General features: G+C 53.1%; 14 protein-coding genes and 5 tRNA genes. 12 read left to right on the top strand and 7 right to left on the bottom strand.

Features of this window, described 5'->3' with window-relative positions; translation table 11 throughout:
• Positions 1-5: 5 nt before the first annotated feature.
• The 4 genes from QY311_02390 to pilM are packed head-to-tail and all read right to left on the bottom strand — an operon-like array spanning position 6 to position 2,610.
• Positions 6-290 (bottom strand): hypothetical protein, encoded by a 285-nt coding sequence (locus tag QY311_02390; protein ID WKZ26962.1) that lies wholly within the window; start codon positions 288-290, stop codon positions 6-8.
• 15 nt (positions 291-305) lie between these two features.
• Complete coding sequence (gene pilO, locus QY311_02385) at positions 306-893, bottom strand: type 4a pilus biogenesis protein PilO (protein WKZ26961.1); 588 nt, start codon at positions 891-893, stop codon at positions 306-308.
• Entirely contained in the window at positions 890-1,519 is a 630-nt protein-coding gene (locus QY311_02380) for a hypothetical protein (protein WKZ26960.1), read from the bottom strand. Before QY311_02380 ends, pilO begins: the two co-directional genes overlap by 4 nt.
• A 41-nt stretch (positions 1,520-1,560) precedes the next feature.
• Positions 1,561-2,610, bottom strand: coding sequence for a type IV pilus assembly protein PilM (gene pilM, locus QY311_02375; GenBank protein WKZ26959.1), 1,050 nt, complete (start codon positions 2,608-2,610; stop codon positions 1,561-1,563).
• A gap of 23 nt (positions 2,611-2,633) precedes the next feature.
• Here pilM and QY311_02370 point away from each other — a divergent pair, with 23 nt between their 5' ends.
• Positions 2,634-3,365, top strand: a complete 732-nt coding sequence (locus QY311_02370) for a double zinc ribbon domain-containing protein (protein ID WKZ26958.1) — start codon at positions 2,634-2,636, stop codon at positions 3,363-3,365.
• 187 nt (positions 3,366-3,552) lie between these two features.
• On the opposite strand, the gene QY311_02365 is transcribed toward QY311_02370, so the two are convergent.
• From QY311_02365 to QY311_02355, 3 genes are all read right to left on the bottom strand, one after another.
• A tRNA-Ser gene (locus QY311_02365) sits at positions 3,553-3,639 on the bottom strand.
• Between the two features lie 85 nt (positions 3,640-3,724).
• Positions 3,725-3,816: transfer RNA gene (locus QY311_02360), tRNA-Ser, on the bottom strand.
• Positions 3,817-3,923: 107 nt separating this feature from the next.
• Positions 3,924-4,592: a hypothetical protein gene (locus tag QY311_02355; protein WKZ26957.1), complete on the bottom strand. Its 669-nt coding sequence runs from the start codon at positions 4,590-4,592 to the stop codon at positions 3,924-3,926.
• Between the two features lie 93 nt (positions 4,593-4,685).
• Here QY311_02355 and QY311_02350 point away from each other — a divergent pair, with 93 nt between their 5' ends.
• From QY311_02350 to QY311_02300, 11 genes are all read left to right on the top strand, one after another.
• A complete protein-coding gene (locus QY311_02350; GenBank protein WKZ26956.1) occupies positions 4,686-5,726 on the top strand; it encodes a hypothetical protein in 1,041 nt (346 codons plus the stop codon).
• Between the two features lie 41 nt (positions 5,727-5,767).
• Complete coding sequence (gene infB, locus QY311_02345) at positions 5,768-7,333, top strand: translation initiation factor IF-2 (protein WKZ26955.1); 1,566 nt, start codon at positions 5,768-5,770, stop codon at positions 7,331-7,333.
• A 9-nt stretch (positions 7,334-7,342) separates the two neighbouring features.
• Positions 7,343-7,414 (top strand) — tRNA-Cys (locus tag QY311_02340).
• Between the two features lie 529 nt (positions 7,415-7,943).
• A tRNA-Leu gene (locus QY311_02335) sits at positions 7,944-8,030 on the top strand.
• 69 nt (positions 8,031-8,099) lie between these two features.
• Positions 8,100-8,174, top strand: a tRNA-Arg gene (locus QY311_02330).
• Positions 8,175-8,262: 88 nt separating this feature from the next.
• Entirely contained in the window at positions 8,263-11,040 is a 2,778-nt protein-coding gene (locus tag QY311_02325; GenBank protein WKZ26954.1) for a hypothetical protein, read from the top strand.
• Positions 11,041-11,088: 48 nt separating this feature from the next.
• Positions 11,089-11,751 carry a sortase gene (locus QY311_02320; GenBank protein ID WKZ26953.1) on the top strand — a complete coding sequence of 221 codons (663 nt, stop codon included), beginning with the start codon at positions 11,089-11,091 and terminating at the stop codon, positions 11,749-11,751.
• Between the two features lie 53 nt (positions 11,752-11,804).
• Positions 11,805-15,842: a hypothetical protein gene (locus QY311_02315; protein ID WKZ26952.1), complete on the top strand. Its 4,038-nt coding sequence runs from the start codon at positions 11,805-11,807 to the stop codon at positions 15,840-15,842.
• Positions 15,815-16,258, top strand: a complete 444-nt coding sequence (locus QY311_02310) for a hypothetical protein (GenBank protein ID WKZ26951.1) — start codon at positions 15,815-15,817, stop codon at positions 16,256-16,258. The genes QY311_02315 and QY311_02310 overlap by 28 nt, the downstream gene beginning before the upstream one ends.
• Positions 16,255-18,900: a hypothetical protein gene (locus QY311_02305; protein ID WKZ26950.1), complete on the top strand. Its 2,646-nt coding sequence runs from the start codon at positions 16,255-16,257 to the stop codon at positions 18,898-18,900. The genes QY311_02310 and QY311_02305 overlap by 4 nt, the downstream gene beginning before the upstream one ends.
• Positions 18,897-19,529, top strand: a complete 633-nt coding sequence (locus QY311_02300; GenBank protein ID WKZ26949.1) for a hypothetical protein — start codon at positions 18,897-18,899, stop codon at positions 19,527-19,529. Before QY311_02305 ends, QY311_02300 begins: the two co-directional genes overlap by 4 nt.
• Positions 19,530-19,532: the final 3 nt, after the last annotated feature.

The raw sequence follows: 19,532 nt of genomic DNA, 5'->3' as shown, positions 1-19,532 counted from the left end.
CATGATTACTGCACGGGCGCGAACATGTTGAGACGACCTCCTGCTGGGATTGTTACTGTCGACTCACCGAACGACTGCAACGAAGTATATGTTGCGTTGCCGCGCAACAACCCAAATTGAAATCCGGGGCCATCAAGCTCTTTGAGTGTATCAGGTTTTTGGACAGTGTATGGAGGGATATCTACACCCTGACTCACCATGCCCGAAACAATGTATCCCGCAACGGCCCCCAAGAGCACAATCGCGCCGAGAATAATGTATATTTGTGATCCGGAAGATTGCTGTGTCATTGGTATGAAAAGAATTTACTTCTTCGTCGGCGTTTCTTCATCACGCTGCGCTTGTTCGGGTGCAACGTAAGCACTCGCGGAGATCGTCGTATCAATGATCGTCGTATCAATTGCACTTGGAGCAAAATCTATTGTTGAGACATCAATGATGCGACGATTCTTCTCTATAAACGAGAGGAGAGTTTTGATACTACTATACGAACCCTGCACACTCAGCGAAATACCCACTTGCTGGATCGTCACTGATGCCTGTGTGCCCTTCCCCCCTCCTGCGCCTGTCACTGAAATTGATTTTACCCCGACGCCAGAGTCGCGAGCCATTTGCTGCAACGCAGAAATAAGTTCGGGAATATTTTCTTCGGTGGGCAAAATCTCCTGCGTTGCGCGCTTAATATCACTCGCTGAGGTGTATGCCGCAAACAGATCCTCAAAATTCGCTTTTTGCTGAAGGCGTTTCTCTACAAAGCTCTCGCGCTCAGCTATAGCATCATCATGGGCGCCCAAGGTGCTCATGTGTGCGTATCCCAAGCCCCAACCCAACGCGACGCCAATGGCCGCAAGCGTCGCACCGATCATGTCTTTTGGCGCAGCGGGGAGATTCATAGCTGAGGAGAAACTGCGGGAGATGGCTTACCAGAAGGGCTCGGCCGAGGCGTTGGCGATGGTTGCTTCTTGAAAAATGCATCGCTATTCACTGAAAGCGATACGTCGAAATCAAGTCCGCCCGCATTGTTTGTTTGCATGCCGCCAAGCACCGCAGAGGTAACATGCTTATTTTTACGCAAGAACGTAGCAAGCTGTTGCGCGATCGTTGTGTAATCTGGAGCAAATCCCCTCACCGACACAGAGCCTTGCTGTGCTTGTATTGATAAGTTTTTTACTTGCACTTTAGAGTGGATAAGGCTCTCAAGAGCCGTTAAGCCTTGAGATACAAATATGTGATTGTCGAGAATGCTTCCCACGGGAGCAAGCTGCTTGCGAAACGCAATAATTGTTTGCTCATCTTTTACAATACGTGATTTTTCAATCTGCTCGATTTCTACGTTCAATGCTGCAATTTTTTCTTCCTTTGCCTTCACCTGTAGCCACGCGAACAGCGAAAACCCAATGCCCACAGCGAAAATAAGTACTCCAATAATGAGTACGGTGTATTCCCCCGGCGTTGCTACGTCGATTTTCTTGGTGCCGGGAAGTGTAGGTAGAAGTTGAATGCCGCCGCGGCCTGGCATAGGAAAGAGAGAGCGGAATGCTCCCTGTCGCTAGTATACCATTAGCTTTCTTCGCGCATGGCTAAACCTGTGGCTACCGCAAGCGTGTTTGAAAGCTCTTGAATCACCGGCGCCAACTGCTGTGGGTAGACAACCCGAGAGAACGCATTCCCCACAATAACATCGCGCGCGAGACGCTTTGTAAAATATGCAACAAAACCTGGCATATTTGCGAGCCCTCCGGTAACGACAACGCGGCCGATTTTTGTATTTTTAGACTCCTCATATCCGGCGATTGTTTTGCTTGCTTCAAATACAATGAGGTCGACAAGCGAAATTACTGAATCGCGAATAACATTGTCATCTCCCTCGCGCAAACCATACTGCATCTTCAATCCCTCTGCCTTCCCTTCACTGATGCTCAACGCGCGAGCAATGGATTTCGTAATTTCAAAACTCCCCACCTCATAGGAACGATTCACTCGTTCATATCCCTTATTCACGACAATAATAGTTGTGCCCCGCCCTCCGATATCAACGACCGCCGTGGGACTTAAATCGTTACCGAGTAGTCCACGGATAAGCCCCGTGTTCTGCAATTCGAGTGCAACAAGATTTAAACCAGCCGCTTGCATGATCGCCTGATAGCGAGCTGTTTCTTCGCGAGGTACGGCAGCAATAAAAATCTCGACGGTTGGTGGCGTAGTAGATCCTGGCGCCGCTTCATTCACGCCAATAATAGACCAATCCAACACCACCTCGCTTAATGGAATAGGAACATACTTACGCGCCTCAAAGGGAATCGCCTTTGCAAGATCGTCTTCCGAAAGATACGGCATTTCAATCACCGTCGTGAACAGTGAAAACGGTGGAATTGCGGCAACGGCATCTACGCTAGAGAACTTGCACTGCTCGATGAGTTGTTTAATCCCCTGCGTAAGGAATGCATCGCGCTCTTCGGGCGTTGTGCCTGTGCCCGTTTCGGGAAATGCGAAGATGCCATAGTTTAAAAGAGTAAAGCGCCCGTTATCCTTCCCAAGCTCGACAATTTTAATAGCATGTGTCCCGATATCGACACCGAGTTTTCCTTTTGACTGAAAAAGTTTGAACATGGTAACGTCACCTGTAGTATACCATGCCCTCCATCGCCCAGCTGTGCACCACCCTTGCCGATGCCATTTTCCCGCCGCGATGCGTCGCGTGTGACGCGCTCCCCTACGATCCCCGCGATCGCTACCTCTGTCGCGCGTGTGCCGGCCGCATTCCTGTGAGCGCATCCGGACAATGTATTGGCTGCGCTCGCGCCACACCACAAGGCGTAGCGTGTTCCTCGTGCGCTCCAGAATGGAATATTAGTGCGCTCTACGCCGCCACCCACTTTCAACACCCTGCCGTGCGCACCGCACTTCACGCATATAAGTATGGATGCATTGAAGACTTGCACCGCCCGCTCGGCCGCGTAGTGTTGCGCGCACTCAAGCGCATGTCGCGTACGCGCAATATCTTTTCCGAAAACCCCCTCATTGTTCCCGTGCCTCTCCACACGCGGCGCCTAAACTGGCGCGGGTTCAACCAAGCAGGGCGCATTGCAGAGATTATTGCGCACGCCACACAGCAGATCTACGCGCCGGCCACACTTATGCGCACCCACCACACTGAAACCCAAGTGCACCATTCGCGTACCGAGCGATTCTTATCAGTGCAGAATTTATTCTCATGCCCACACCCTTCGCTCGTAAAAGGAAAAAGTATTCTGCTCATTGATGACGTATGCACGACTGGCGCCACACTTGATGCGTGCGCCACAGCTTTACGCGCCGCAGGCGCTTCCTCTGTCTCCGCGCTCGTCATCGCGCGGGAGATATAACTTCAATTTTGGCGGAGAGGGTGGGGTTCGCCTTCGGTCTCTGACTCGCCGTCGCTCGTCATAGCCTCAGGGCCGGGCCTCGTGGTTGCATCTGGTGACGCAACATCACTCCGGCCGTTCGAATGCCGCCCCACTTTCCACACTAGATGCTTTTAAATATGCCTAAAGGCATGTTCAAAAGCATATGCGGAGAGGGTGGGATTCGAACCCACGAGGCTCTTGCGAGCCCGGCGGTTTAGTAAACCGCTGCTTTCAACCACTCAGCCACCTCTCCAATGCATGAAGGAACTATAGCAAAAGCGGCGGAAGGATTCACTAGAACACTAACAGAGACTGCCATTTGGCAGTCTCTGTTAGTGTGGCGGAGGCGGGAGGATTCGAACCTCCGAGGGGTTTTAACGCCCCTGCCTCTTTAGCAAAGAGGTACATTAGACCACTCTGACACGCCTCCATATATCCGCATCCTAGGGTCACACTATACTGGAATTATAGGCTTTACGCAACGAGTCATGCGCTATAGAAAGCGCGCCCCCATTTCGTAGGAAATGCGGGCGCGAGCTAGAACTTTTCCGAAAAGCGCAGAGCATCGTACGTTGCTCGCGTGACAAGCGTCAACATAGTGAATGCCATCCCTCGCCCACGAAAGCGAAGTGTTGTTTCGCGTGTGCTCGCCACGTGGCTCTTATCGAGCCCGAGTTCGGATCGCAAGCATTGCGGATTCTCGGCGTGTTGGCGCATGCGTGCATAAGTCATGTGAACGATCTCAGCACTCGCGCCATCGCGCACGACAGTGTATGTCCCATACCTCTCGGCGAAACGGAGCAGTGTCGTCGCATCACACACAACCAGTAGTCGCGTTCGGTGCGCAAGAAGCGTATCGAGCCGATGTGTCGTCTTTGCGCCGCGGAGAATGCGCTCATTGTGACGCAAGCCGTTCAGGTAGAACCACGTACACACCACACGATGCTGGAGCGGCCATCCGCCATCGGCGAACGCGCGAGCCTGGCACAAGAAGATTTTTGGCTTATCAAGGTGGTTGGTTGCCTTGACCTCGATCGCCCACTCATCCGCGAAGTTCCAGAGATCACCATCCCCAAGAGCCTTCGTGCGCGCAGGGTTTCCCCCGAACATCTTGCGCGTGGCGAATACGAAAAAACGACCGATCAACGCAGAGCGTTGTGCGTCAGTGTATACTGCAGGCACTGTTTCACCTCCTCCATATCGCATTAACAAAAGTGCATCGTGAGGTCAATGATTGCATCACGCTAAACATTGTGGTTCAATCCGCCCTATTGGCAGGAAAAGGAGGTGCCCGTGCCAATGCGCATAGTTGTAGATCGTGAACATGGTGCGCGGATCCTTACCACGCTCATGCGCGCGTTTCGAGAAAAGAGCTTCCCCTTCACTCTGAAGAAAGCTCTCCCGCCACAGATCCCTGAGAATCTGCCCCGAGGTGGGTTCGCAGACAATCGAGACCACGCCTGCTACCTCTTCGCATTATGTTTCTATATGCGAGGGGGTATCACAAGTGACAGGGCTGCACAGTCGTTGAGTCGCATCTACGAAGTGCGCCCGGAACTGGTTCGTCCCGAAGTCGTGAGTACTTGCGATCCGGTAGAGATTCGAGACATCCTCGCCCGTAACGGCCTGAACTTCAACAGTGAAGAGATTAGCTCGTTCTGGGTTGAGAACTTCCGACGGCTACGCGACCACTGGGACGCAGACCCGCGCACGCTCATGAACGGCGTTACCACCTTTGAAGAAGCGTGTCTGCGCATTCAAAACAAGAAGAAAAAGGCGCGCGCGTACGAGCCGCACCATCACGGGTTCCTTGGGTTCCAAGAAAAGATGGTCAGCATGCTGATCTACTTCTTGGTTGAAGCCGGGTTTGGAGATCCATTCACCTTCCCCGCGCCCATCGACTTCCATGTGCTCCGCGTCATGGTCGCACACGACATCGTGCGCATCATCGAGGGAGGCGAAAAGAATGGAAAACTCAACTACTTCCATCCGATCGTCCTCTCGGCACTGCGTGACTTCTTCTCGTGGTACGCCCACACACACGCCACAGATCCCGTTCACCTCTCCGAGGTTGTGTGGGGACTGTCCCGCGCAGTCTGCACACAACATCCCGGCAACACAACTGTGTACCGCGGAAAGGGCGGCGGAAGAAAAACAGAGCTCACCCCGCTCGCAGTCACGTGGGATGAAGCCCAAACCCGGGCATTCGAACGATCGTGTCGCACGTGTCCCGTGCAAGACACGTGCCGGTTCACTATCCCGGCTGCTCCGTACTACGTCCGCGGTGAGCTGATCATCCGCGGCCTCCGGGAGCACCCCGCGCAACGGAGCCTTTTCTAAACGGCTAATCGTGCCCACGCACGGTTAGCCGCCTTTTCTTTATGAGTTTCATTGTCAACGCCAAAAAAGCGTGGTATGGTGAGTCGCTCACTATGGCACCAGCATCTACACCAAACACACAAGCCGCACGCCCACCTATCGTGGTTGTACTTGGGCATGTGGATCATGGCAAAACAAAGCTTCTCGATACCATTCGTAAGACGCGCGTTGCTGAGCGCGAATCAGGAGGCATCACCCAGCATATTGGAGCCTACCAAGCCACCGCACGGAACCGTCTCATTACCTTTTTGGACACCCCCGGGCACGAGGCGTTCACCGCCATTCGCTCTCGTGGCGCACGTGTCGCCGATGTCGCCATCCTTGTGGTTGCTGCCGATGAAAGCGTCAAGCCACAAACGAAAGAAGCGATTTCTATCATTCAAGAGGCAGGAATTCCGTTTGTCGTTGCTATTAATAAGGTAGATCGCGAGGGCGCAAACCCTCAAAAGGTCAAACAAGACTTAGCCCAAGAGTCAGTGCTCGTAGAAGAATGGGGCGGCACCGTGCCCGCTGTAGAAATTTCCGCCAAGAACGGCACGGGCATTGATGAGCTACTCGACATGGTGCTGTTGGTAGCAGACCTCGCCGAACTCCCCGATGAACGAGCCGTTCCCGGCGAAGGCATTATTATTGAATCACACCTCGACAAGCGCCGAGGATTTGTAGCAACGGCGCTCGTCACGAAAGGTACCGTACACACTGGCGACTGGGTGTCGGTGGGCACTATGGTTGCAAAGATTCGCTCACTCGAAGACTTCACGGGCGCGTCTATGACCGAAGCGGTTCCCTCACAACCAATACTCATCACCGGCTGGAATGAGGCCCCTATTATTGGTCGTGAACTCCATGCGCGAGCCACAAAGGAAGAAGCGGAAGAAGCTCGCGATACCAACATAAACATTGCTCCCCTCTTCCAGTTTTTGAAAGAAGCGATGGCAGATACGCCAGCATATGAGAAAACGCTTCCCATCATTCTCCGCGCTGACGTTACGAGTTCTCTTGAGGCGCTTGAGAGTGCACTGCGCGCGATCCGCTCTACTCGCGTAGGTATTACGGTTTTAGATTACGGCGTTGGCTCTATCACCGATGCTGACGTGCGCACAGCACGTACAAGCCAAGCAGCAATTTTTGGATTTCGTGTAAGCGCTGGCGCATCCGTTGAAAAGCTCGCAGAACGAGAAAAAGTTTCGATTCACACGTTTGATATTATCTATGAATTGGTCAATGCCGTGCGAGAGGCAATGGCAGGACTTCTCGAACCCGAAACAATCGCAACCGCCCAAGGAAAGTTGCGCATTTTAGCAGTCTTTAAAAAAGAGGGGCGGTCATGTATTGTGGGTGGGCGCGTAACTTCAGGAAAGATGAGCCGCGGCACCCTCTTACGCGTTGGCGATGCATATGTTGGCAAGCTCACCCAGCTCCAGCATAATAAGGAAGATGCCGCAGATGTCCGCGAGGGGTTAGAAGCGGGTCTGCGCATTGATATCACCGGCGCACAACGCGAAATCGCTGAAGGAGACATTCTAGAGGCATACACTGAAGAGAAAGTTGCCCAAGCACTTTCATAACTCATCTCTGGCGCAGTGGCGAAGTGGTAACGCAGGAGTCTGCAAAACTCCCACGCGTGGGTTCGATTCCCACCTGCGCCTCATTCGTTTAGGTAGTCGCATCATTTTTTAAAACGCTTACCTGTGGTATAATAGCTTTATGCCAAGAGGACGCACGTGGAGCGACGCTAAACTTCGCACAGCCACACAACGGAGCAAAAGCATCCGTGAAGTTATTAGTCGCCTCAACCTCATCCCCGCCGGCGGGAACTACCAAAGCATTAAGGCGAGGCTAACAGCGCTACAAGTTCCCATAGATCATTTCACTGGATCTGCGTGGAATAAGGGTCTCCGAGGCATCGGGAAACCACGTAGAACACTAGAAGACATCCTTGTGCGTGGTAGCGCTTTCCAAAGTTTTAAGTTAAAAAAGCGTCTTTTCTTGGCAGGATTAAAACAGCCACAATGCGAGGAGTGCAGCTGGGCAAAAACTGCAAAAGATGGCAGAATACCAGTCGAGCTTGATCATATAAACGGCGACCACAGCGATAATAGGATTGAAAACTTACGCATTCTTTGCCCTAATTGTCATAGCCTTCAGGCAACGCATCGAGGAAAAAACAAAAGCAAAGTCCGGGTGGCGAAACTGGCAGACGCACGTCACTTAAAATGATGTGGCCGAAAGGCCGTGTGGGTTCGATTCCCACCCCGGGCACCACAAGCAAAAACCCGATGTATCGGGTTTTTGCTTGTCAGCACCGAGTGGCGCATACTAGAGTTCATGAAAGCCCTCGTCGTTCAACGGATAGGACGCAAGTTTCCGGAACTTGTAATCGTGGTTCGATTCCACGCGAGGGCACCAGTGGTGTGATATAATGCTTGAAAAACCTTTGGTTTTCGCCACCCGCCGTAATTGACTTTAAAAACATTTTATTGTAGAATACAAGCATATGCAAAAACTCACTCCATGGGCAGGAATCGGTGTCTTTTTTGCCATTTTCCTCTTTTCTGGGGCCCTTTCTGGCACACCTGTCACTGCTGCCGATGTCTGTGACGATGCGTCTCAACATCTTTTTGGACATTTCACCGCAACTGGTAGCGCCCAGGACCCACGTGCAATGGCGTGGATCGAGAACCGTTCTACATCATGCACATACACCATTGGCATTGCGTCATATCGCGTTAATCCAAATGGCGAACTCGCTAACCAAACGCTTCATGATGCAAAGACGTTTACTCTTGCACCGGGAGAAACCATTGGCTCAACCCGTCTGCAGGTAAGCGTCCCGACAACCTGCAAATACCAGCTAGATTTGTTCCAGGGCGAGCCGCTCACGCCTCCATTTTTCGGTGGACCAACAAGTGGGCACTATCTCGTAGCATCGATAGATAAATTTGAACACCCAAATTACTGTGGCGCCATCGCAACTCCCACTCCAACACCAACCCCCACACCAACCCCGACCCCAACGCCAACAGTTCTCCCTACCTCCCCTACGCTTTCAGCGCAATGCGTTGGTGGCACAAATCCACGCATTAACCTTACGTGGAATCTTGTTGCGAATCGCAATTCGAACGGAGTCATTAAAACCATCAACGGCGGCGAGGGATTTTTCATCACGCCAGGACCGGCATACAACAGCAACATCTACACCGACACCGCAGTTTCTCTCGGCAACACATACACCTACCGTGTAAAAGCTCACCCGCTCGTTTCTTCAAACACGGTCGCCGTTGCCGTAACCGCTCAAGCTTGTGGCGCAACCGTCACTCCCACACCAACCCCGACTCCAACGCCAACAGTTCTCTCATGCTCACCCACCACACAAACGGTTGTCGTGGGGCAGCTCGCGCAATTCTCTGCCTCAGGCGGAGCGAGCACTTATGTCTGGAACACGTATGATGGCACCCCAACATACGGAACCGGCTCAAACTTCGCCACAACGTTTAGTACTCCAGGCACACGCAATGTGTATCTTGTCAGTGGCACTCAAAGCGCTACCTGCGTTGTAACAGTGCAGCCCGCACAAAATCAAACTCTTACCTGCTCGCCAGCAAACCAAACAGTGTTTGTAGGACAGTTGGCACAATTTGTGGCAAGCGGTGGCACTGGCTCATATATCTGGAACGCATACGACGGCAACCCAAGTTTTGGCTCAAACGCGTCCTTCGCCACAACGTTTAGTACTCCAGGCACACGCAATGTGTACGTAGTGAGCGGCACCCAAAGCACAGCATGCTCAGTGAACGTACAGCCGACGCAGAACCAGACTCTTACCTGCTCGCCAGCGAACCAAACAGTTACTATCAACCAAAACGCCATCTTCTTCGCACAGGGTGGCAACGGAACATATTCATGGTTTGCGTATGATGGCAACCCAACAACTGGCAGCGGCTCAAACTTCACCTCTTCGTTCTCATATTCTGGCACACGCAATGTGCAGGTGGTAAGCGGAAACCAGACCGCAACGTGCTCCGTATACGTACAGCCGACGCAGAACCAATCTCTCTCCTGCTCACCGTCATATCAGAACGCTCAGAGCGGCCAAACGGTGTACTTTTACGCAAACGGTGGCACTGGCTCCTACTCATGGAACGCCTCGGGTGGCGATCCGAATTATGGCACGGGCTCGAGCTTCTCGACACGGTGGTATAGCTCATACGACACCACGAATATGGTGTATCTCTCGAGCGGAAACCAGACCGCAACGTGCTCCGTTCGCATTGGCAACAATAACTCATCCGCAAATATCTCCCTTACGAAACAGGTACGCAACATCTCGGATGGCACAAATGAGCAAGACGTCGTTGCCGCCGACCCGGGCGACTCACTGGAATACGTCATTCGCATTAATATTCATGGCGGCACATATGTCGAAAACTTGCGTCTCACCGATGCGTTGCCCCATCGCGCAACCTACGTTTCGGGAAGCACCACTATCGATGGCTCCTACACTGGCGACACACTCACGTCTTCCGGTCTCAACCTCGGATCCTATAGCTCGGGGCGCACGATCACAGTGCGATTCCGCGCAACTGTCGACAACGACTCTGCATTCTCAAGCGGCACAACCACGCTCGTCAACACTGCAACTGCAACTGCGAACAATACGGGGAGCGTCTCCGACACCGCTCTCGTGAATGTTTCACGAGGCTATGGCAACCCGGGCAACGGACAGATGTCTATTCAGAAAACTGGACGCAATATTTCGCGTGGACAGGTTACGGAGTCCTCATCTCTCGTCGTTGGATCAAATGAAACAATTGAATTTACACTCCGCGTTCGCAATACAACCAGCACGACGCTTTCAAACGTCGTGGTATGGGATACGCTTCCCGAAGGATTCACGTATCTCGGTGGCTCAACCGGTGTAAACAGTATTGCCGTTGGCGATGGCGTCACCAGCGGAGGTATCCAAATCGGCTCACTCGCACCAAATCAAGAGGCGAGCGTTCGCTTCTCGACGCGCACAAACACAGGGACCACATTCCCTTCTGGCACATATAACGTCATTAATGTTGGGTATGCGCGCGCAGATAATGCGTCCCAGGTTTCCGCGACGCTGCCCATCTCCCGTACGTCGATTGGTACTGTTGGAAAGGTTCCCACAGGACCAGCAGACACCGCCGTGCTCGCACTTGTTGGCAGTATGCTCGTCACCTACGGCCACATGCGCTATACTGGAGCTCAGCTACTTCGCCAGCGCGGGCGGTCACTAACGGCATAACGTTTGTGATGCACACTACACAGCGCCCGCGAGGGCGCTGTGTGTTATATGCCCCCACATCTCCACAACCATGCGCGTGCCATGAAAATTCGCTTTGCGGGCATTTTTACTTTTTCATTCATTATTATTTTTAGCCTCCTCAATATTCGCTTTGTGGGCGCAAACATTCGGTACTTCGTTGCTCCGGGCACTATTATCCGAGACGACTCTCTCGCTGGAATCCCGACGCTCTTTCCTCTCGCCGACGACATCGCCCAGCGTCCGCTCCCTCATAACGCCCGCCTCGTTATTGATCGGCTCGGCGTTGATGCTCCAATAGTCTTTAACGTTCCGCCACAGAACGATGATATCTATGAGCGCCTCGAAGACGGCGTTGTCCACTATGGTAATAGCGTGAAACCGGGACAAGACGGCATCGCAATCGTTTTAGGACACAGCTCAGCGTATCCGTGGTATCGTGGAGCATACGGCTCCGTGTTTGCCTTGCTCGGCAAGCTCCACCCAGGCGAGCGCTTCTATGTGCGATATGAAGACGGGAGAACGTTTGTATTTGAAATGAAAAAATCTATTGTCTTTAACCCGTTTGCCGATGATGCGCGCCTCACCGAGCTCGAGCAGACAAACACCCCCAGCCTTGTGCTCCTCAGTTGCTGGCCGGTTGGCACAAACTATCGTCGCATCGCGGTCTATGCAGAGCGCGTCTTTGAGTAAGATGTGGACAAAAATGCATGCAATCTCGCATGCACAGAGGTATACTGTGAGTAATGCAATCAGGGCGAGATTCTCTCGTTGAACTCTTTGGCGCCATAGCCTCGCGCATTGGCTTCTTTGTGCACGCACTGCATAGAGTAAGGTGGTTCACTATTAGTATCGCTACGCTCGCTATTGTTGCCGTCGCTTACGGTGGGACACTTCTGTCTATCCGTTTGTCTGAGTTCCGTGCAGCGCCTGGACCATTCGAGCAAAGTGGCTTTGAAGAATGTCCGGACGGCACCTACGCCGAGGTTGGTTCGTGCCCTACTGATCCATACAATTCCACAGGCAGCCAGAGCATCATTACCAACGCGGAAAACGTAGAGAATCCTGGATTATCCGGAAGTGGAGAAGCGTGTGAAGAAACCTATCGCTCATGCAATGGCGTAGGGAGGAAAGAATATGTTTTCCAGCACTACAGTAATTGCAATGGAGAAAATCTAGAGCCCGCATGTGAGTATGGTTGCTCGAACGGTGAATGCAACCCTCCATCACAGGCCCCAGGATCGTTTTCGTGGGATCTTTCGCGCTCAACAGATGAGTGTAGTTTTTCTAAATTTGGCGATCAGGAAAATACCGATCCCCTCTCTTCGTGTTCCAAAATTTTTGCAGGAGGCTTGTTGGACAACACTACTGGAAAAGAAGTAAACCTCAAATTCTATGCCGATCACGTACCGACTGCTGGGTGGAGTAGAAATAACAGCGAGCCTGGCACAACGTGGGCGCAAGGATTTGATCGTGGCGAAACGCACTTTGGCCAAGGAAAAAATCAGCAATGGCGCATCAGCTACGACACTGGCGCATATAACTGTGGCCGCATTGTGCAAGGCGCCGAATGGCTTATCGATGGCGAAGGTACTGGAGAGGGTTTTAATGTAGTGTTTAACTATGGCATATCCTGCAATCAGGCAACACCAACCCCAGCGCCTATAGCGACTCCGTTCCCAAGTACGTGTGCCGCGCTTCCCAACCCCAACCATCCCATTGATTTTGCATACTACTTTACCGATGGACGCTATGGGGATGTATATAACGAAGTCTCAAGCTTCACCAACACATATCACGCATGGGTACGACGTGGATATGAATCCCACTCTGAAGAAAGCGATGATGTCTGGATCCCAAAAATGGATGCGGCAGTGCGCCGAGCATTTGAGGACAATAAGAATATTTACCTTGCCCTCGGCATGGAGCGCGACCAGGTCACAGATACAACGATCAACCGTGTGCTCGACATGATGCGCCCCTACTGGAGCAAGGTGACCCGCATTGAGCTCGGAGACGAACCAAACTGGACACGAGCTCAAACAGAGCAGCGCATAAAAGACATTGAGGCAAAGTTGCGAGCGCGAAACCTTGCTCAGAGACCAGTGGGGGTCGTCTATACAGATGATCAGCTCATGCAACAAGACATGCTATTCTCTGACGGCCTCGATTGGGTCGGCATTGAGGCCTATATCGATCCGCCAGGTAGCAACACCTCGAGCACAAACGTGGGAGCCCTCTCCTCATTCCTTTCTCGCGCGAAACAACGCGTTCCAGCATCGAAAGACATAGTTATCGTCATGATGGCGTACGCGAGGAATGGTTCGTGGACAAATCTCACTACACTCAAAGACCTTCAGGCTCCGGCATACTATGCGGCTTATAACGACCGCCGCGTAAAAGCGATCACCATGTTCTCATATGGTCGTCCATCTGGTACGCGCGAACATGGAGACACGCTTCGCGCAGTGCATCGCGCCATCGGATATAAGATACTTGGCATCCCCTGCTCTGGCGCCACACCAACCCCAACGCGCACGCCCACTACAACACCGGCTCCCAGTGCAACACCTGGCCCACAAACGCTTGCCTGCGTACCCTCATCACGAGTTGTCGCACCGGGACAAGAGGTAATTTTCACCGCAACTGGAGGCACGGGAACGTATCAATGGAGCGCACCACGAGCGACCACGTCCGCCGGCACCGGGACAAGCTTTAGTACGCGCTACACCCTGAATACTCCTCGGCTCCTTTGTCCTATTTCGTCAGACACAATTCCGATTTTTAATGCACAGCTCCTAGGTCCGACATGCCTTGATCAACACACGGTGACTGTGCGCAGTGGCGCGGAGACAACTTCATGCCTCGTCCTTGTTGCCCCAGAACCGGTGCCAGTCTCTTCGTCACCGACCCCAATCATAAGCATCCAGCCAAGTAGCACGCCTGCATTCACACCAACACCCACCTCACAAATAACCCCGACTCCGACAGCGCCCGTGACCACAACGCCAAGCCCGTCGTCGCAAGCGACGCCTTCGCCAACACCAAGCCCAACGACACTTGTCAACATTCCCCCACAAATTCCGAGCGCACCCCTCGCGTGTACACCACTTAATCAAATTATTACTCGCGGACAAGCAGCAAATATATTCGCCACCGGAGGCACGGGGGCATACGCATGGTCAACATCCAACGGCATCCCTCGCACTGGCGGCGCATCTGTCTTCCGCACAACGCCAGACTCTCCAGGAACACATATAGTCACCGTTGTTAGCGGTGGAGTATCGCAGGCATGCAGTATTGTTGTACAAGAAACTCCCGCATCAGAAAACAATCAGACCCTTGCCTGTGAGCCGCTTTCTCAGTCTGTCTCAGTAGGAGATGATGCTCTCATTCGGGCTCGTGGCGGCAGCGGAACATATACATGGAGCTCTGGGGCGGGTACCCCTTCACAGGGTACGGGAGCATCGTTTACCACACGCTTTAGTGCCCCTGGATCCCGTTCCGTCACCGTCTCTGATGGAACGCGGTCGGCAGTGTGTGGCGTCACTGTGCGGCAAGCCACTGCTACATCACAAAACCCAACCACCCAAGCAGACAGCATCTCTCTCGCTATTGGATTCCGCGAACCAGAAGCTACGGGAGCATTCACGAACACCCTTTCCCGCACTCCTGGACAAAACGTTGCTATGCGCATCCTTGTGGAAACACAGTCTGTTAGTGCGCTTACAAATGCATCTCTAACACTTGCGCTACCAAGCACAGTATCCCTCGTACCAAATTCATTGCGCACATCTTCAGGGGCGGTCGACGGGCGCACCGTTCGTATTGGGAGCATCTCTGGAACGCGCACGATAGAAATTTCTGGGACCCTCTCCGTAGCAAATGAGTCCGCATTTGCAATCGGGACAACGGTCATTCCCATTACCGCATCCCTCACCAGCGACACACATGGCCGCATCGCCCACGCAGGAACACTTTCCATCTTCCGGGCCTCTCCACAGATAGGTAATTCGAATAATCAAGGCGGAGAAAACATCTCCCCAGGGATACCCGCCATCACTCTCTCGCTCAGTGGGCGTAATCTTTCGCGAGGAGCCACGCAACTCTCGCAAGAAACCCGCGCCATGCAAGGCGAAACACTCGAGCTCGCCCTTCTCGTGCGCGCAATACATACCACAAACAACGCAACTGCCACAATCACTCTTCCTGAATACCTCACGTTTGTACCTGGCACCCTCTCTATCAACGGTGTACAGGACGCTAACGCGGACATACGTCGCAATATTGCACTAGGATCGTTGCGAGCTGGCGACACGGTGAGTGTCCGATTCTCTACTAAAACGGAGCTGCGAGCAGGCATTGGGACACAGGCACTTGTCACTCGCGCAGCCGTAGAAGCAACCAACCTTTCCAGAGTTCAGGCGGAACACGCCACTATTCTCATGGGAGGGGGCCTGCGGGACGCAAGCGCCGTGTCAACGGGCATCGCCGAGTCACTTCTCATTGCCCTTGGAGGAGCATTTATTGTCGCTGGCACATGGCTTGGTATTACACGATTGCACAGATGGAAGACTGGAGAAGCTCGCGAGCTAGCCGCACAATCAACAACGTTCAATTTTGCAACCGCACCCCTAACGCTCGTACTCCTTGGCATTGCGTCTATTGCGATTACGCCGCCAGGAGATGTTGATTTCTCAGGATCTCAGGCAGCAAATGTGATAGAATGTAATATACAAAGCGATGGGTCAATAACATGCGCACTCCCTCCCGAGAACAAATAGTGCAGTGGGTCCAAATCCACGAACGCAAGGTCGCAGGACTCTTGATTTTCCTTGCAATAGGCATTGTCCTCGCGCTCGCGCTTTCTGGAGCTCCTGATGTTGCCGTCAATGTCGAACGCGGAAGCGCTTCAATCCCCGCCGACATTTCACTCTCTGACCTCATAGAACCCGTCCTATGCACGGTTACCTCTTTAGAAGAAGCGGGGGGCACTATTTCCGTTTCAGCAACAGCAAGTGGCGGAAATGGAACATTTACATGGCGCGCTTTCGGGGGAGCCCCAGCGTCTGGTTCGGGTAGCACTTTTAGCACATCCATCAATACTTCATTCCCTGGATATGGGCTGCTGCTTATCAGTGGAGATCCGGCGCAAGCTACGATACCCACGAGAACAGATGACTGTACGCTAACACCATGACTTTAAGCCCATCTATAAAAAAGGCTTTGGGGTACATCGGTATTGCAAGCATCACCGCGCTTGCCGTTATTGCCGCCACTCAAATACCAGCAACACTGGATCGCTTCCAATCATCGGACGCTGCTGTATGTGATAAAAACCTTATTTTCTCACAGGGTAGCAAAGTAAATATCTCAGGTGGCTCAGCGTCTTCGCGAGTTCGCAATGATAACGATGTTGATTGCGTTATCACTTTAGTTTCCTATAGCATTTGGTCAGATCGTGGCGGAACGCCCCCACACTACACCGCACAGCAGACTATTTATGACGAAGATTCGCGGTCTGTTGCGCCAGGATCTTGGGTTGATCTCTCTGTTTCAATTGATGCATGCTACTCACAAGTTGATCTTATTTTTGGCCCAGCACCAGAGCCACCATCCTTCCATTCGAGTCAATTCTTGGGGGTTCAGTTCCGCGATGTTGGGGATGTAGACAACACTCAACTTTACTGTGATGAGCTATATGCACAGCCTACCCCCACACCGACTCCTACCCCCACACCGACTCCTACCCCCACACCGACTCCTACCACACTTACCTGCGTTCCCGCATTACAAGTTGTTACTCCAGGAAATGGAAATAATCAGGCATTTATTGGCGCAATCGGCGGGAGTGGGACATATACGTGGACAGCTCCGGGAGGTAGTCTAAGCAGCACAAGCGGCGCGCTTGTTGGTGTGCAGTATCCTAATGTTGCCGGCGGAGCAATCTTTGATGTAACCGTTGCAAGCGATGGCCAGTCCGCCACATGTCAGGTCGTCCTCGCATTTGAAGACTTTGCCTGCGTTGCTCCTGTTGGCCCGTTCTTCCCCGGAGTCCCGATAACATTTAGTCTTTCTGGTTCTGGAATTCCTCCTTTCCTCTGGCAAGCATTTGACGACGATGCTGACCCGCAAGATGGCGAAGGAGATACATTTACAGTCACCTTCGCGGACGCAGACCCGGCAGAACGAGAGGTCGTCGTAGAGAGCCGTACAGGCCGCTCTGCAGTATGCCCCGTCACTCTCTCCTCCCCAACCCCAACGCCAACCCCTACTGACCCGCCCGCAAGTCCCACTCCTACGCCAACACCACCGGTAACTCCGACACCAACACCCACTGATCCACCCGCATCCCCCACTCCGACACCTACGGCGATCCCCTTGTCTTGTGAGCCGCTCTCGCAACTCGTTGATACAAACCAAGAAGCCCATGTAGTGGCCTCGGGCGGAAGCGGCATATATACATGGAGTGCAGTAAATGGCCAACCCGCAACAGGCACTGGGCCCGTCTTTTCTGTTGCCTTTTCATCGTCTTTTGCCAGTTCAAGTCAGGATGTCGTACTCTCAGATGGAGCAACAACCGTCACTTGTATTGTTGCGATTGCGCCTCTCTCCTCCCCAACCCCAACACCAACCCCTACTGACCCGCCCGCAAGTCCAACACCTACGGCAACACCACCGGTAACTCCGACACCAACACCCACTGATCCACCCGCATCCCCCACTCCGACACCTACGGTGCCGCCCGCAAGTCCAACACCTACGGCAACGCCAACGAGCCCCCCTCCATCGGGCGGAGGAGGTGGCGGAGGTGGAGGTACTGGTCCAACGGTTCGTCTTGAGATAGAGAAATTGGTACGGCGCGATATTGTTGGCGCCACAGACAGTGAGAGCATTGTCGCCGCACCAGGAGACCTCGTGTTTTATACGATTCGGATCAGATCTGTTGGGAATGATACGGCGCGCAGTGTCGTATTCTCCGATGAGCAACCGGCCACTATCATTCGTATGGCGGGGACAACGACCCGCGACGGAGCCCCCGCAGGAGACGGCGACATTGTGATAGGAGACATGGTCCCTGGGCAGAGTACTACTATCCGCTTCCAGGCACGCGTAGCTGGGGCCGGCTCATTCCCAGCGGGAACATCAACTCATATCAACACCGCCTTTGCTCGATCCACTAACGCCCTCAACGTGAGTGATCAGGCTTTCGTCCAAATCACTACGGCGGGCACACCAGGGGTTGGAGGCTCTCCAGTCTCAATGCAGTTGATAAAAGAGGGGCGTAATATAACTCAAGGAGACCTAGTTTCCACAACGCCAGTACAGGCACGCGCAAGAGATACAATTGAATTCACGCTCCGCGTGCGCGCAGGTGCTCAAGCGGCCACAAATGTCATAGTGCAAGACACCTTGCCAAGTGAAATGAGTTTCGTGTTTGGCTCTGTTGGTATTAATGGGGTTTCCCGTCCTGATGCAAATATTGAAGCCGGAATCTCACTAGGCACGCTCCAGGCAAACCAGGAAAGTGTAGTGCGCTTTTCTGCGCTCATGCGCGATCCTGCAAGTCTCGGAACACTGGGACGCACAATTATCAATCGATCACAAGCTCGCGCAGACAACATTCCACTCATCGTAGCAGAGCTCCCAATCTTCCTCCCTAGCGCCATTGCCATCGTCGCCCAAGTCCAAACAGGCCCGGCAGAAACGCTGTTCCTAGCACTTGCGCTCGGCTCTTTCGCAGGTGCCGCATATGCCGCATATGCACACACGAATCGCTTCCGCACGAAAGAGGCCCAGGAACTGGTTCGTGAGAGGGCGCGTGAGAACTTCAAGCAATGATATCCTTCACCCAAAAAAACGTTCTCGTTGTCGCACTGCTCTTGCTCTCTGCAGGAGGGGTGTGGGTTGCGCGCACACTTGTGGAATCCGTCCCGTCCGAAAGTAGCGGCTCTTCGGGTAGTCTGCGCTGTTCCCCGCTATACCAGTCAGTTATTGCTGGAGACACAGTTACCCTCTCGGCAAGCGGTGGTAGTGGAGTGTATACCTGGGTTGCTGAAGATGCGGAACAGAACTCTGGATCTGACGCCACATTTACAACACGATATATGCAAGGATCCATTGATGGTGACCCGCACCGGAAACCAGTCGTGGTACGAAGCGGAGACGACATCGCATTTTGTGAAGTATATGTCACCGAAGCAGCCTTCCCACAAGAAGCAGCGACGCCGCCGCTGCGATGTGTGCCGCTCTACCAAACTCTCTTCCAAGGTCAAAGTGCGCGCATTTTTGCTACCGGCGGGAGTGGAGCTTATGCATGGAGTTCTCAAAGCACCAATCCTGCCAGCGGAACTGGGAATACTTTTACCACAACGCCACAAGAGAGCGTAACACATCACAGCGTCCGCGTTTCCGCTTCTGGACAATTCGCGGAGTGTGGCATAGGAGTCATTCAAGCGCCGCTCCCCTAACAC

The organism is Candidatus Paceibacterota bacterium (assembly GCA_030583765.1).
Lineage (GTDB): Bacteria > Patescibacteriota > Minisyncoccia > 2-02-FULL-40-12 > GWA2-44-9.
Note: the sequence above shows the minus strand (reverse complement) of the source record. Positions and strands in the feature narration are given on the sequence as shown.